General features: G+C 38.9%; 10 protein-coding genes, 4 pseudogenes and 1 other annotated feature. Of the genes and pseudogenes, 12 read left to right on the top strand and 2 right to left on the bottom strand.

The window, feature by feature from the left end:
* Positions 1–73: 73 nt before the first annotated feature.
* A pseudogene (locus F890_RS18915) lies at positions 74–157 on the bottom strand (arsenical resistance protein ArsH); the annotation flags it as partial.
* Between F890_RS18915 and F890_RS18910 the strand changes: the two are divergent.
* The 12 genes and pseudogenes from F890_RS18910 to F890_RS18065 form a co-directional block, all read left to right on the top strand.
* A pseudogene (locus tag F890_RS18910) lies at positions 151–255 on the top strand (arsenate reductase (glutaredoxin)); the annotation flags it as partial. The pseudogenes F890_RS18915 and F890_RS18910 overlap by 7 nt on opposite strands.
* A gap of 793 nt (positions 256–1,048) precedes the next feature.
* The gene (locus tag F890_RS05695) at positions 1,049–1,981 is read left to right on the top strand and encodes an IS5 family transposase (RefSeq protein ID WP_005265989.1); all 933 of its coding nucleotides are present in this window, start codon (positions 1,049–1,051) and stop codon (positions 1,979–1,981) included.
* 425 nt (positions 1,982–2,406) lie between these two features.
* Positions 2,407–4,191, top strand: coding sequence for an acinetoferrin biosynthesis protein AcbA (gene acbA, locus F890_RS05690; RefSeq protein ID WP_004281754.1), 1,785 nt, complete (start codon positions 2,407–2,409; stop codon positions 4,189–4,191).
* Positions 4,184–5,665: an acinetoferrin biosynthesis monooxygenase AcbB gene (gene acbB / locus F890_RS05685; RefSeq protein ID WP_005265988.1), complete on the top strand. Its 1,482-nt coding sequence runs from the start codon at positions 4,184–4,186 to the stop codon at positions 5,663–5,665. Before acbA ends, acbB begins: the two co-directional genes overlap by 8 nt.
* Positions 5,662–7,479 (top strand): acinetoferrin biosynthesis protein AcbC, encoded by a 1,818-nt coding sequence (gene acbC, locus F890_RS05680; RefSeq protein WP_004281756.1) that lies wholly within the window; start codon positions 5,662–5,664, stop codon positions 7,477–7,479. The genes acbB and acbC overlap by 4 nt, the downstream gene beginning before the upstream one ends.
* A 27-nt stretch (positions 7,480–7,506) precedes the next feature.
* Positions 7,507–8,145 carry an acinetoferrin biosynthesis acetyltransferase AcbD gene (gene acbD / locus F890_RS05675; protein ID WP_004814638.1) on the top strand — a complete coding sequence of 213 codons (639 nt, stop codon included), beginning with the start codon at positions 7,507–7,509 and terminating at the stop codon, positions 8,143–8,145.
* On the top strand, positions 8,142–8,513 hold the full coding sequence (actB, locus tag F890_RS05670) for a protein ActB (RefSeq protein ID WP_004281762.1): 372 nt from the start codon (positions 8,142–8,144) through the stop codon (positions 8,511–8,513). The genes acbD and actB overlap by 4 nt, the downstream gene beginning before the upstream one ends.
* A complete protein-coding gene (locus F890_RS05665) occupies positions 8,510–9,745 on the top strand; it encodes an MFS transporter (RefSeq protein ID WP_005265986.1) in 1,236 nt (411 codons plus the stop codon). The genes actB and F890_RS05665 overlap by 4 nt, the downstream gene beginning before the upstream one ends.
* Positions 9,746–9,754: 9 nt before the next feature.
* Positions 9,755–11,992, top strand: coding sequence for a TonB-dependent receptor (locus F890_RS05660; RefSeq protein WP_004281765.1), 2,238 nt, complete (start codon positions 9,755–9,757; stop codon positions 11,990–11,992).
* Between the two features lie 52 nt (positions 11,993–12,044).
* Positions 12,045–13,271: a putative acinetoferrin export transporter ActD gene (actD, locus tag F890_RS05655; RefSeq protein WP_004281767.1), complete on the top strand. Its 1,227-nt coding sequence runs from the start codon at positions 12,045–12,047 to the stop codon at positions 13,269–13,271.
* Between the two features lie 136 nt (positions 13,272–13,407).
* Positions 13,408–14,109, top strand: a complete 702-nt coding sequence (locus F890_RS05650; protein WP_004282341.1) for an IS1 family transposase — start codon at positions 13,408–13,410, stop codon at positions 14,107–14,109.
* Positions 14,110–14,266: 157 nt separating this feature from the next.
* Positions 14,267–15,012 (top strand): annotated as a pseudogene (locus tag F890_RS18065) (IS3 family transposase); the annotation flags it as partial.
* Positions 14,542–14,658: a sequence feature (AL1L pseudoknot), on the top strand. (Overlaps the previous pseudogene by 117 nt.)
* A 51-nt stretch (positions 15,013–15,063) precedes the next feature.
* Here F890_RS18065 and F890_RS05635 read toward each other — a convergent pair.
* Positions 15,064–15,657: pseudogene (locus F890_RS05635) on the bottom strand (IS5-like element ISAba12 family transposase); the annotation flags it as partial.

Raw genomic sequence — 15,657 nt, 5'->3', positions numbered from 1 at the left:
AAAGTTGATCAGAGGATTTGAGATAAAACTAGATCTTTTGCTGATTCACCCATTTCGATAATTCCTCAGCACTTTAGACTCGTTCAGAATATCGATCGGTGAGATCAGCAGACTGACCGCGGGTGAGGAGGGTGAACTTGTAAAGTTTCTCCATCAGAAGTTGTTTTAGATATTCTTTCTGCTCCGCAGTGCGCAGCGTTTAGCAATGAAGATGGGGAAATGATTGTTGATGAAGCAGGGAAGCGGTTGAAATAAATCCCAGAATTGAAGACGATAAATCAGATCATAAAAAAGCCACCGCAAGGGTGGCTTTTTATTTAAAGTTAAAATCACAGATGTCGTGTCATTTTAACGTAAGACGACACATCGCTTGTCATTTTGCTATACGTAAAATCAATATGTTAAGCATAATTGTGACAATCAATGACATTATCTTGTGACACAACCTGTGTCATTATGGAATAAAAACGACACAACGTATGTCATTATGAGAAGTTTATGTACGATAGATTTTTTGGAAGATACTAAAATTATTAAGATTACATGTTCACGATATGGAAAATGTATTAATAACCGCTTAGATACCTATCTGCTCTAGAGTTTAGATGAAATACATAATACTTTGGCGAATAGCTTAATAATTAAGTGTGTAATGTGATAAAGCATTAAAAAAACCCAATCGGCTATGATTGGGCTTTAATATAACTATAAAATTTATTTGTGTTTTACAAAAAGATCTCTAGGGTTAACTGTCCCAATTAAAGTTCGAAATTGATCATTGTCTATAATTTTCTGTGTAAATTCATTAAGAGAATTATGTAGCTGAAACCGAGCCCAAGGATTTAAAAATAAATTACTTTCTAAGCGCTCAAGTGAATAACAATCCACATTTTCAAAGAACCATATACCACTAACCCTAGTATTAGTAGGCTTTCCGTTATATAGCCATAAGCCATCTCCAGAAAAAACTATTTCTGAGATATTAGTTTCTTGAGGCTTTGTTGCACAAAGCTGTTCTTAAGGACTCCTTCGGCAATATAATTTCCAAATGAAGAAGCCTACATACAAAATCTACCGCACAACCAATTGGCCCGCATATAACCGAGCTCTCATTAATCGTGGGAATATTGCCATTTGGTTCGATCCAAAAACACAATGGTATGCAGAACCTCAAGGCAAACAAGGTCGAAGTCAAACCTACTCCGACATAGCGATTCAATGCTGTTTGATGATCAAATCTCTATTTAGACTCACTTTACGCATGGTCACTGGCTTTGTTCAGAGCCTCATTAAACTTTGTAGATTAGATTGGACAGCGCCAGATTATTCGACTATTTGTAGAAGACAAAAGCATATTGATATTGCGATAAGCTATCAGAAAAGTCGTGATGGTCTCCACCTACTCGTCGACTCTACTGGCTTGAAGTTTTTAGGTGAAGGTGAATGGAAACGTAAGAAACATCAGCCTGAATATCGTCGCCAATGGCGTAAACTTCACATTGGTATAGATGCTGAAACGCTGCAAATACGGGCCGTTCAGCTCACGACAAACAATGTCAGTGATTCACAAGTACTCGAAGATTTACTTGATCAAATTCCACTTGATGAGCAGATTGATTCTGTCTATACAGATGGTGCTTATGACACGAAACACTGCAGAAAAGTCATTTCAGATCGACAGGCACATGCGGTGATTCCGCCAAGAAAAAATGCGAAGCCCTGGAAAGACAAAAAGCTGAGATCTTTAGAAAGAAATGAATTGTTGAAAACGGTTAAATGCCTAGGAAGAGCAATTTGGAAAAAGTGGTCTGGGTATCATCGCCGAAGCTTGGTAGAAACCAAGATGCATTGCATCAAATTATTGGGAGATAAACTCAGTGCACGGAGTTTTCAAAGCCAGGTGAATGAGATTCATGCACGTGTGGCAGTATTAAATAAATTTATGGAATTAGGCCGAGCTCATACCCAAGTTGTCACTTAAATTTAAACAACTTAGGAAAGCTCTATCTTTAAAATCTTTATGCAACAAAGCCCCATCAACCATTAAATCCGTATACCCCATTTTTTGACATATTAGATTTTTGATGTGGGGAAATATTACATTTGAGACTATTTAAAAATTTTATACATCTATAAAAACTATTGATGGCTACAAGCTGATCATTTTATTTAATGAGAATTATTATTATCTTTTTGTATCTTTACTGAGCAATATTCCTTGTTAAACAAAATAAATTCAATGATTTAGTGTTGTTTTTCTAGGTTCTTTTATGGAATTGAAATAGTAAATGATAATAATTATCATTAGTTCTATCTTAACTACAAACTCCCTTGTACTTAAGATGTGTTTCAGGCCTAAAACATTTCGAAAAACAAATTAACTCTTTTGAAAGAGGATATCGACAGATGCATTCACTTGCTAATCGGTTGGCGTTACAACATTTCGTCAATGCATATACGCAAGAAACTGGCAAAGGTCACTTGCTTCATAAAAGTCAGCAATCTCTTCAACTACAGACGTTTAGCCAAGGTTTGACGCTGTTATCAATACCGATTACCTCTATTCAAGCACGTTGCTTTTTCCCTTTATCTTATGTGAGCTGTGTGGGGCGACATCGCTTAGCAGATCTTCCGCAAATTATCATCGATGAAAAAATTAAGGTATTTAGTCCTGTAGCAATTGTTGGGTTGTTGCTAGAAGAACTTGTTCAAGAAGCCGCTGTTCATCTAGATGCTGCTTCATTAGTTGAAAAATGGATTCAAAGTCGAGATGCGCTACAACAGTTTTTACAAAATCGTGAATATGAATTTGATGATTTAGTAAAAGCAGGGCAAAGCTTTATTGAAACAGAGCAAGCTTTGATTTTAGGGCATAGTATGCATCCCGCGCCAAAAAGTAGGACAGGCTTTGTTCATGAAGATTGGTTAAACTTTTCTCCTGAAAATAAAGGTAAGACTCAACTTCATTATTGGCTAGTGCACCAAGATTATATTGCAGAAGGTAGTGCGACTGATGAACCTATTTCAGCGCAATTAAAAACTGCGTTACAGTGGTATTTATCTGAAAGTGATCTCAATTTATTAAAGACACATGCGGAATATAAGTTACTTCCTTTACATCCATGGCAAGCGCGTTATGTACAGGGCAAAGCTTGGTTTGAACGATTAAAGCAAACAGGGCAACTGATTGATTTGGGCTTGCGTGGTTGGCAATTCTCTCCAACCACTTCCATACGCACATTAGCGAGCTTCAATGCACCTTGGATGATGAAGCCGTCACTTTCAGTGATGATTACCAATTCTATTCGAGTGAATTTGGCCAAAGAATGTCATCGTGGTGAATTGACACATCGTCTGTGGCATAGTGAGTTTGGGCAAAATATTCTTAAACAGTGTCCAAGTCTAAAAGCAGTCAATGATCCAGCTTGGATCGCTTTAAAAATCGATGATGAAGTGATCAATGAAAGTATTTGTATTTTCCGAGATCAACCATTCCATCCACAACAACAAGTCACTTGTATCGCATCTTTGTGCCAAGATCATCCGATCAAGCCTTTAAATCGTTTTAATGCCTTATTTGCAAAAATTGCGAAAGCCCATCCTGATGCTGAAGTTTCAGAGATTGCTTCAGATTGGTTTAATCGGTTCCTCGAAGTCAGTTTGCAGCCTTTGATGTATCTATACCATCGTTATGGTATGGCATTTGAGTCACATCAACAAAATGTATTATTAGAACTCGAAAACCATTTTCCTAAAACTTTATGGTTACGTGATAACCAAGGTTTTTATTATATTGAAGAATTTGCCACTGAAATTCTGCAAGCACTTCCTGAACTGAAAGAAAAAGCCTTTGCGGTAGGTCCGAAAGCTTTTGTTGATGAACGTTTTAGTTATTATTTCTTTGGCAATACTTTGTTCGGGATTATTAATGCCATCGGTGCAACAGGCTATATCACTGAAGATGAATTGTTAGCGCATCTAACTGGATTTTTAGAAGAGCAATTACAGCAATATCCTGAGAGTACCTTAATACAAGGACTACTGTTCAATTCAACGCTGCCTTATAAAGGCAACTTGCTGACACGTTTGCATGAATTAGACGAGTTGATCGCACCTGTAGAAAATCAATCTGTTTACGTGCAACTGCCAAATCCACTGCGTATTTCACAGAAGGATGTCAGTTATGCTTGATTTTATTGGAATTGGTCTAGGACCTTTTAATTTAAGTCTTGCTAGTTTGCTACAAAGCAAAAGCTCACTCGATTACGTATTTTTTGAGCAAAAGGCGCAATTTGATTGGCATGCAGGTATGCAACTACCTAATACGGTATTACAAGTGCCATTTATGGCAGATTTAGTCTCGATGGTTGATCCAACCAGTCCATTTAGTTTTTTGAATTATCTGCGTCATCAGCAACGTTTGTATAAGTTTTACTTTTTAGAGCAGCCACATATTCCACGTTGTGAATACAACCACTATTGCCAATGGGTTGCAGAACAACTTGATTGTATCGAATACCAGTCGCAGGTTCTAAAGATTGAACCTCAAACGATAGGTTTTAAAGTAGTCGTTGAATCAAACGGTGTTCAGCAAAGTTATTTATGCCGTCATTTAGTGATTGGAAGTGGTAATGTGCCATATTTGCCTGAATGTTTGGCAAAGATTCAGAAAGTCCGTCCACAACAATGTCTGCATTCAGCACAGTATATGACGCATGCCGATACAGATTTACATGGCGATGTGGTCGTACTTGGTTCTGGACAATCTGCAGCTGAAGTGTTTATCGACTTATTTGATGAACAGCAAGATACTGTTAATCATCAGTTTGATTTGCATTGGTTTACTCGTTCTCAAGGTTTCTTCCCGATGGAGTATGCGCCATTAGGTTTGGAACATTTTAGTCCAGATTATGCACAGCATTTTTATGATTTGACTGCGCAGCAAAAGGAACAGCAGTTAAAGCAACAAGCCTTGTTATACAAGGGAATTAGTGCAAAAACCATTCGGGAAATTTATCAAAGACTTTATCACCGCAGTATTGCAGGTCAAAGCTTACAGACACATTTACATAGTCAATGTGATTTGAAAGATGCAGAAGCATTGGATACACAAAAAATCCGACTGCATTTCCAGCATCGTGCTACAGCTCAGTCTTTTCATCTCGACTGTGATTTTCTTGTAGCCGCGACGGGTTATTTCACGCCTGATTTTGGTTTTATGCAGTTGCTCAAGCCATACATCGAGTTTGATCATAAACAGCGTTGGCAGATTACAGACGACTATCGTGTTGTACATCGGCTGAATGGTCATATTTTTGTTCAAAATCAGGAAATGCATAGTCATGGTGTCGGCACACCTGATTTAGGTCTTGGTGCTTATCGTGCAGCAAAGATCATTAATCAATTGCTTGCTGAGCCTCTTTATGAATTAGGCAATCAAGCGCAGACATTCCAACACTTTAATCTCTCTCAAAATCCAAAAATTTGTATGGCAGATGACAAAGCACAATCAAACGAGTGCCTTTGCGAAAATTCTCCCAATAAAAACCATTCAATTTTCAAGAAAACAGAACAGAACGTGATGACGGCGCATCCTAATCGTCGTGGTGCAAACACACGTACACAAACTGCTTCTGTACATTCAACATATGAGAAACTGATATGAACTTTGCAACTTTAAAAATTAATCAGCAGCAATGGCGTGCCGCAGGACAACGTCTTATTGAAATGGCGATTGCAGAGTTTCTATACGAAGAAATTATTGAAGTTAAAGCATTGTCAGCAGGGCGTTATCGTTTAGATTTAGGCAATCGTCAGTATGAGTTTCAAGGAAATCAATATCTACTCGGACACTGGAATATTCAGGAAGCTTCGGTACGTGATGTGACTCATAGTCAGGAAAATGATCAACCTGCTTGGAACTTACATGAGTTTATTGTGGCAATGTCTGACAGTTCTAATGTTAAGCCATTTACCAAAGCGTATTTGATCAAAGAAATGAATAATACTTGGCTGGCAGAAGCACATTTGTTCAATGAAACACGTTTGCCAAGTATAGCGGTTTTGACAGAGCCACATTACAAAGTTGAAGGCATGCTACGTGGTCATCCTTGGCTCATCATGAGTAAAGGGCGTATGGGTTTTGGTTATGATGATTATTTAAGCGCTGCACCAGAGCTTTCACCTGAAGTTAAAGTGTTGTGGTTAGCCGTACATCGTGATTTAGCAGAGTATCGAAGTACTGAAGATTGGAGTGCCTGCGGTTTATATCAACATGAATTTGATGCCAATGAACTACAGCAGTTCATCAATATTCTCCAAGAAAAAAACCTAGATCCACAAAATTACTTTTTGATTCCCGTACATGCTTGGCAATGGCATCAATGGCTTGTTCCGACTTATGCCAATGAGATTGTGGATCAGAAAATTATTGAGTTAAATATCAGCCAAGATAGCTATGTGCCGATGCAATCAATCCGCACATTATGCAATACGTCAAACCTACAACGCCATTACATTAAGTTGCCTGTCAGTATTTTTAATACCGCTGTTTATCGTGGATTACCCTCAAAGCGTAATCTAGCAGCTCCAGCAGTGACCGCATGGTTAAAAAGAATTCATCAACAAGATCAAGACTTACAAAATACAGGTGTGATTTTCTTAGGTGAAGTTGCGACTTTAACTATCCATCAGCCGTGTTTTGACCGCATTGACGGTGCACCGTATCAATTTAAAGAGCTGTTCGGTTGTTTATGGCGTGAAAGTGTTGATCGTTATGTTGATCCATCTCATCAAGTGTTATCTCAAGCAGCATTGTTACACCGTGATATTTCAGGTCAATCGATCCTGAGCGTGTTGATCCAAGCATCAGGTTTAAGTCCTTTGGATTGGTTAGCACAATTTGCTCAAGTAAGCATGAGTCCATTATTACTTTGCTTATATCGTTATGGTTTAGCATTTTCACCACACGGTGAGAACACAATGTTGGTACATGAAAATGGTGTGCCGAAAGCAATGGTATTAAAAGACTTCATTGACGACATCAATTTAGTGGATGAGGATTTTCCTGAGTTAACTCAGTTACCATCTGAAGCAGATTTATTACTCCGTCACGAAGCGACCGATCTAAGCCATTTTATTTTCACAGGTCTGTTCATGGTGCATTACCGTTATATCTGTAATGTGTTCTTGCAAGACTATCCTGAATATTCTGAGCTTGATTTTTGGCAGACCATTTCCAACACGATTGTTGAGTTTAACCAAAAACATCCAGAACTGGCTGAACGTGCTGATAAATTCGCCATGCTGCGTCCAAGTTACACCAAAATTTGTCTAAACCGTGTACGTCTATTTACCACAAGTTATAACGATGAAGCAGAACGTCCTGTTCCTGTCTTCCTTGATCCTATTGCAAATCCAGTTAGCCCAGAAACATTGAAAACATGGGCAGAACAACCACGCCAAGCTAAAGCGGGCTAATTTTATTCGTCATTTTATAGGTTCGATATGAAAACTATCTCTCAGCAATTACCAGATTATTTTGAATACTTTGAAGATGGTACACAGTACTACTTACGCCAAGTGCAATATCCACAGGATATTCCTTTATTACATCAATGGATGCATGAGCCACATGTAATTCCTCAGTGGCAGTTAAATAAATCGGAACTAGAGTTACAAGTTTACTTCGACAAAATGTTAGCAGATGACCATCACCGTTTATTAATCGTTGGAATTGATGGCAAAGATGTGGGCTATACCGAAATTTATGAAGGTAAACGAGATCGTTTAGGCCGTTATTACGATGGTGATGACAATGATCTCGGTTGGCATCTCCTGTTTGGTGACAAATCTGTGTTTGGCAAAGGCTTCTTGCGACCAACCATTCGGTTACTCAGCTTTTACATTTTTGAACATTCGAAAGCTAAAAAAATTGTGGGTGAGCCAGATCATACCGTTAAACCATATGCAGCAGTAGTGGCAGAGCTTTGTTATGAAAGCCAACGTTTAATACCGATGCCTGAAAAAACAGCGATGTTGTACTACTGCTTCAGAGAAACTTTCTATAACAAGTTTGGGGATTATTACCAAACATCACAACAACAGCTAGCTAATCAGCCAGCCAAACTCCTGAGTGTTACATGAGCTTATATATCAATGAAATGCATATCTTAGACATGCGCTTTGCGGCGAATGTCTCTGTTGCAGAATTTGAACAATGGTTAGCACGGATTCAGCACTATTTCGAACATCAGCGAAATTTTGTGTTGATCATGCAAACCGATGCAAATACAGAATTTCCGGAGGAATATAGAGCAATCCAAGGCAAATGGTATAAGCAATATAAACAAGATTTTTACCAATATTGTTTGGGTTTTGCTCGTATTGCTCAAGATGAAGAAGATCGTATTCGATTGGATACACCAGCTCTGCACAAAGCTTGGCATGTTCCATATTTTGTGAGCGTAGATAAAGCTGAAGCCACACAATGGGCTTTGCAGAGGTATTTATGAATCAAAATTCATTAAATATTCAGAAAGTCTCAGCCTTGAGCCTGAGTGTCGTGGTGGTTTTATATCTCGCGCATGCCTTACCACTGTATTTTTATAATGTGGCCTTACCTGCGATTCTGCGTCATCAAGGCGTAGATTTACGTTGGATTGGCATGTTGTCGCTGCTCTATATTCCTTGGGCATTCAAGTTTTTTTGGGCATCACTAATTGATCGTTTTTATTTCAAAAAACTCGGTAAACGTAAAACTTGGCTTTTGTTTACGCAAATAGCTTTGGTGTTGGGGGTCGTTGCTTTGGCACTTACCCAATTCGATTACGGTCTTGGTGTATTTGTTATTGTCGGTTTATGGATTTCAACTTTTGCTGCAACTCAAGATATCGCAATTGATGGCTATACGGTCGAAACCTTTTCAGAATCTGAGTATCGACTAGGCAGTATGGCGCAAAGTATAGGTGTTGCGCTTGGCAGTATGGTTGGTGGAGCAGCAACTTTATGGCTGTATGAGCTTTATGGTTGGCAAACTGCACTGATTTCCTTAGCCGCTATGACAGCATTGACGATGTTGGCTATTTTCCAGATTAAAGAAAAATCAAATGTAGAGAAAATCTCAAAACAGCCGCCAAGTCTGATCCGTGCATTTAAACGTCCAGAAATGTTATGGGCATTAGCCTTGATCGTATGTTATCGAATTGTCGAAGCACCGGCTATGGCGATGCTGAATCCGATGCTGATTGATCAGAAATGGTCGTTGTCACAAATCGGCGTGCTGATGTCTGTAATAGGTGCAGGGATTGGATTATTAGCCGCTGTTTCAGCTGCATTTTTATTAAAAAAAATAGCCGCAACACAATTGCTGATCTGGGCTGGTTGGGCACGCAGTTTGGTTTACGCCTTGTTGGGTGTTGCAGTTTTACTCAGTTGGTTGAATCAATGGCATTTACTTCTTGGTGGCTTTGTCATTGTCATTCTTGCCATCCGCTATATCGCAATGACAGCCTTATATGCACATTTCATGCAGACCAGCTCCAAAGAACAAGCTGGTACTGATTTTACGATTTTAGTTTGCTTCGAACTATTGGTTTATTTTATTGGCGGTGCAGTCTCAGGTTTCTTAGCCAAAGCATTTGGTTATGGAAACTTCTATCTCATTCTCGCAGTTTCATCTGTTTTAAGCGTGTTGCTTAGTCAACTGCTTATTCGCAAAGCAAAACAAACGCAACAACTCATCTAGGGGTCATTTATGAAAGTTCGTTCACTTTCGACATCATTAACACTGCTCAGCTTGGCGATCAGTACGCAACTTTATGCTCAAAATGTCGAGCAGACTTCAACCGTAAATCAACTGGCACCGATTGTTATGACAGCAACTCGTTCAGCTCAAAGTATCGCTGAGATTGCGGGAACTGTTTACAGTATTAGCCAAGAAGACATTGCAAAACAAGCTGCTGCTGGTAAAAGTACCGCAGATATTTTAGGACTGTTGGTTCCATCTTTAACACCAAGTTCAGGTACGACCAGTAACTATGGGATGACCATGCGTGGTCGTACAGTGCAATATATGATTGATGGTGTTCCGCAAACGGGCTCACGCGATAGTTCACGCCAATTAAATAGCATTAGCCCAGACATGATCGAACGTGTTGAAGTCGTGTCAGGTGCAAGTAGTATTTATGGTGCAGGTGCTACAGGTGGGATCATCAATATCATCACCAAAAGAGGTTCGGGTGATGGTGTAAATTTTGAAACCAAACTCGGCGTTACTTCAGGTGATAATTTCAAAAGTGATGCTTTAGCTTATGAAGCGTTTCAGTCTGCATCATTTAACCAAGGGGATTGGAGTGGTTTTATAGGTGCTAGCTATACACAACGCGGTGAAATTCAAGATAGTCGAGGTGATCGTGTAGGTCCAGAAGTTGCACAAACAGATCGTCAAGATACTGAAACTGTAGATGTGAATGGTCGTTTAAGCTGGCAGTTGGCAGATAAGCAAAAATTAAGTATCGGTGCGCAATACTATAACGATGAGCAGGACAGTGAATATGGCGCTGATTATGGTCCAGGCTTATCTGTTTTACTTCTAGGGGCAAAACCTAGTCAAAAAGCTGTAAAAGGTTTAGAGCTTGATACTCAACCACGTACTAAGCGCAGTGCAGTAAATGCACAATATGAAAATCAGGATTTTCTTGGTCAGACTGTAAATGCAGAGGCGTATTATCGTACTGAAAAAGGGCGATTCTTCCCAAGTGCAAATGCTTTAGCACATGCATCCATTCCAGGTGGAAGAACATTTATTGTTACCCAATCAGAAACAGATATTGATGTTTTTGGTGCTCGTTTAGCACTTCAAAGTAAACTCAATCTGGCAGAACGTGCATTAAATCTAACTTATGGTGTGGATTACGATAAGGAAAATGGCAAACAAACAGCACAACTTTATGATCTAAATACTTTTATCAGTAGTAATGGTCTAAAGTTTAAGCCCCTAAATAATTATGCTTTTGGTCCTGAGGTAGATACTGAAAAGCTTGGTTTCTTCTTACAAAGTCAATTTGAAGCAACTGATCGCTTAAATCTACAAGCAGGTATTCGTCATGAGCGCATCGATAGTGATGTTAAAGACTCAGTTCCATATTCTGAAGCAATGGTTGCCGATTTCGTTCCAACATACCAAGCTAAAACCTTAAAAGGTGGTTCAGTTAAGCATGATGCAACACTCTTTAATGTAGGCGCACTTTATCATTTAACTGATGCACAACAGGTGTTTGCAAATTTCTCGCAAGGTGCAAATTTACCTGATGTACAACGTATGCTAAGAGATGTCCCTGCAAACTTTGTCGTAAGTAACCAAACAATTGATCCAATCAAAGTAAATAGTTTTGAGCTGGGCTGGCGTCTACAAGATGATGCGTTAAGCACAGGGATCACTGCGTTTTATAACAAATCTGATAAGTCATTGAAATTTGGTCCTCCAAGTTTTGCAATTGAAGTTATTGATACAGATGAACGCGTGTATGGTATTGAAGGTAATGTCAAATATACCGTTTCAGATGATTGGAATGTAGGTGGGACTTTAGCTTATACACGTGGTCAGTTCAAAAACTCAAATGGTAAATGGCAAGAGTTAGATGCAATTCGTGTAGCACCTTTGAAAGCAACGGTTTATTCAGACTGGCAATTCAATGATGGTTTAGGTTTACGAGTACAAGCTTTGGCTATTGATGGTACGGATGAAGCACGTAAAGATGCGATTGCGAATGGTAGTACTCGTCCTCCAGCAGAAATCAAAGGTTTTGCAGTGATGGATGTGATTGCCAATGCAAAAGCAGGTCCAGGAACTTTAGGTTTTGGTGTATATAACGTGTGGAATACGGACTATAAGTCTGTTTATAGCCAAGCAGTTTCAACGGTTTACGGCGATATTTCGAGCTTGGCTGCTCAAGGTCGTACCTATGGTTTGAGCTACACTCTCAAGTACTAATCTTATCCAGAAGGCATCTTTTAGATGCCTTTTCTTTTGATGAATACTACCTATGCAACAAAATTTTAAATTATTGGCTTGGGCAACTCTAGCCAACGGTACTTGTTTTTCAATGATTTTACCTTTACTTGCCCCATTAATTCGTGAGCTTGGCTTAACAGAAGTACAGGGCGGAGTAATTGTTTCAGCGGGTGCAATTTGTATGGCGATTGCATCTATTCTGATTGCCAGAGGGGAAAAAATACAGACTCCTTATCAATTAATGAATTATGGTTTCTGGGGCATGACCATTACTTGGGCTATATTTACAGCGATTCTTTATTGGGGAATACAACAAACATTACCCGTAATGATAGTTTTTGCTTTGTTGGTGATTAGTCGAGCAAGTACTGGTGGTTTTATGGCTATGCCACAAATAGGTCTACAAAGTTATGTCATGCAACATGTCACAGAGGAACAACAACGCAGTCAAAAAATGGCAATGTATGGTGCGATGAATAGTTTAGGTATGATCGTCGGCCCATTTCTAACTTCAGTGTTATTGTTCGGTGGAATTTTATTGCCAATGTGGATTGCAGTTATTTTATTGGTGATTTTTAGTTTGATTATCACAATGTATTTTAAACATGATGAGGGTAAACAAAACACAATATTGGATCAAAAACGGCCTGTAAAAATAGAGCATTCATTTTCATTAAAACCAGCTATTCCTTGGCTTATTTTAGGATTTACTACCTATATGGCTATCGTGACGCTCAATATGACGGCAGGTTTTTATATTCAAGACCATTTTCATTTAAGCTCACAACAAAGTGCGATTTATTTTTCCCAATGTATGCTCATTGTTGGTTTTAGCTTAGTGATTACTCAGATCCTGATTGTAAAAGTACTTCATTTAAAACTGAAAGCTTTGGTATTGGTGGGTACGTTTAGCATGGTTATTGGACTCATCCTATCTTTAAGTGCAATCCATATTTGGATGTTTCAAATAAGTTATTTATTTTATGGGGTCGGAGTGGCAAGCCTTTTGCCTGCATTTACCACAGGGGCGGCTCAATCTGTTACGCAAGCTGCTCAAGTCAAAATGGCAAGTATTTGTACAGCTACTCAAGCGATTGGTCTCATTGTGGCGCCTTTACTGAGCACTTTTCTATATCAGTTCGGCATTCACTTACCTTTTTATTTACTCTTAATATTGATGGTCACAGTGGCGGTCTACTTGTTGATCATATCCTATTCAAATCAGAATACGATGATAAGCAATAAGGTTAACTCCTAAATCAAATATGCTTGAAAAACAGAGAATATTAAATTTTTATGATTGCAGTCTCGTAATCAATTCTTAGATGATTATTTGGTGGTGTTTCAAAAAGTATGCTGAAAAAAAGCAGGTTGGATTTTGATAAAATAGAGAAATGCGAATAACTCTAGAAATCAAGTGTCCAGCCTGCCTAAGTGACAGTATAAAGAAAAATGGCACAAAAGTAGATGGTAAGCAAAATTACCAATGTAAAATATGCAGACGTCAATTTATTGGTGATCATGCTCTCAGTTATCAAGGCTGTCACTCAGGTATCAAAACCAAAATATTACACCTCATGGTGCGAGGCAGTGGTGTCAGGGATATAGCAGAAATTGAAAGAGTAAGTATCGGTAAAGTTCTACGGACACTTAGCCAATCAAAATATCAACTTCGAGCACAGCAAAGTCATTATGAAACCCTTGAAGTAGATGAGTTTTGGACTTTTGTTGGTCATAAGCAAAATAAACAATGGCTAATTTATGCCTATCATCGAGAAACAGGTGAAATTGTTGCTTATGTATGGGGTAACCGAGATTTAGCCACTGCAAAACGACTTAAATTAAAATTGAAGCAGTTAGGTGTAAGCTATACATGTATATCAAGTGACCATTGGGATAGCTTTGTTACGACCTTTAAAGAATGCAAACAGTTGATTGGTAAATTTTTCACTGTGGGTATAGAAGGCAATAATTGTCGGTTACGGCATCGAATCAGGCGAGGCTTTAGGAGAAGCTGCAACTTCTCCAAAAAGCTTGAAAATCATTTCAAAGCCTTTGATTTAGTGTTCTTTTATATCAATAATGGATTCGTTTAATGCCAGCATACTTTTTGAAACACCACCGATTATTTTTAGTTGGACGTTTGATCTAGGCGTATGGATATTCATTCTGCAGTTTATTCACATTTTCTATCCAAGGGGACTGAACCGTACCGGGTTTGTCGGAGAGTCAATATTCTGAGAGACTACCCCGATGACAAAATTAAAATATACCCCTGAAATCAGAGAAAAAGCGGTTCAATTACTAATTGAATCTGAAAAAGATTATCCTTCTACTTGGGCTGCAATCACAGCAATTGCGCCTAAGATTGGTTATACTCCTGAAACACTTCGTGCCTGGCATCAAAAGCATTTAGATCAGCAAAATCCTATTAAAGTACAACAGATATCTGATCAAGAAAAAATGAAGCAAATGGAACATGAAATTAAAGAATTAAAGCGTGCCAATGAAATTCTACGTAAAGCAGCCGCTTTTTTCGCCCAGGCGGAGCTCGACCGCCCACACAAATAATGGTGGATTTCATCCATAACAATAAAGATCGATATGGTGTTGATGCGATTTGTAGGATTTTACCGATCGCAGCTTCAACCTATTACCGAACTTTAGATCTCGCGGACAATCCAGAACATCGAGCGAAACGAGATCTACATGATGAGCATCATGCTGAACAAATTAAACGAATTTGGAAAGAAAGTTCAGGTCGATATGGTGTGCGTAAGGTCTGGCAACAATTGAAACGTGAAGGCTATATTATTGCACGTTGTACAGTTGCTCGATTGATGCAGAAGCTAGGTATACAAGGTGTTTGGCGTGGTAAGAATAAACAAACCACCCGTAGCCGAGATGATCAAAAAAGAGCAGATGATTTAGTGAAACGTAATTTTAATGCTGATCATCCTGACCAACTGTGGGTGAGTGACTTTACGTATATTCAAACGGCTTTGTTGCACAAAGATTTGAAATGCAAAGCGCCCCTAATTGAGCCAAATTTAAGGCGTAACTTGGGTAAGTGGGCGACCTAATTCCGTAAATCTGTTAAGGACTGCTACACGTGCATGGATCTCATTCACTTGGCTATCAAAACTCCTTGCACTGAGTTTATCTCCTAATAATTTGATGCAATGCATCTTAGTTTCAACCAAACTTCGCCGATGATAGCCTGACCATTTTTTCCATAGTATCCTACCTAAACGTTTAATTGCTCGAAGTAATTCATTTCGCTCTAGCGAGCTACTCTTTGTATCTTTCCATGGTTTCGCATTTTTTCTAGGTGGAATCACCGCATGCGCTTGCCGATCTGCAATGACCTGACGGCATTGCTTGGTGTCATAAGCTCCATCGGTATAAACAGAGTTAATCTGCTCATCTTGTGGAATCTGATTAAGTAAATCACCAAGCACCTGTGAATCACTGACATTATTGGTTGTAAGCTGAACTGCTCGTATTTGTAGGGTTTTAGCATCTATACCAATATGAAGTTTACGCCATTGGCGACGATATTCAGGTCCATGTTTCTTGCGTTTCCATTCGCCCTCACCTAGAAACTTCATGCCTGTAGAGTCCATGAGTAGATGCAGCCCATC

It is taken from the genome of Acinetobacter sp. CIP 64.7 (assembly GCF_000369745.1).
Classification (GTDB): domain Bacteria; phylum Pseudomonadota; class Gammaproteobacteria; order Pseudomonadales; family Moraxellaceae; genus Acinetobacter; species Acinetobacter fasciculus.
This window is presented reverse-complemented; position numbering and strand designations above follow the sequence as displayed.

Coding starts and splice junctions, on each gene's coding strand:
- F890_RS05695 (WP_005265989.1), top strand. CDS start 1,049: ATGAAGAAGCCTACATACAAAATCTACCGCACAACCAATTGGCCCGCA.
- acbA (WP_004281754.1), top strand. CDS start 2,407: ATGCATTCACTTGCTAATCGGTTGGCGTTACAACATTTCGTCAATGCA.
- acbB (WP_005265988.1), top strand. CDS start 4,184: ATGCTTGATTTTATTGGAATTGGTCTAGGACCTTTTAATTTAAGTCTT.
- acbC (WP_004281756.1), top strand. CDS start 5,662: ATGAACTTTGCAACTTTAAAAATTAATCAGCAGCAATGGCGTGCCGCA.
- acbD (WP_004814638.1), top strand. CDS start 7,507: ATGAAAACTATCTCTCAGCAATTACCAGATTATTTTGAATACTTTGAA.
- actB (WP_004281762.1), top strand. CDS start 8,142: ATGAGCTTATATATCAATGAAATGCATATCTTAGACATGCGCTTTGCG.
- F890_RS05665 (WP_005265986.1), top strand. CDS start 8,510: ATGAATCAAAATTCATTAAATATTCAGAAAGTCTCAGCCTTGAGCCTG.
- F890_RS05660 (WP_004281765.1), top strand. CDS start 9,755: ATGAAAGTTCGTTCACTTTCGACATCATTAACACTGCTCAGCTTGGCG.
- actD (WP_004281767.1), top strand. CDS start 12,045: ATGCAACAAAATTTTAAATTATTGGCTTGGGCAACTCTAGCCAACGGT.
- F890_RS05650 (WP_004282341.1), top strand. CDS start 13,408: ATGCGAATAACTCTAGAAATCAAGTGTCCAGCCTGCCTAAGTGACAGT.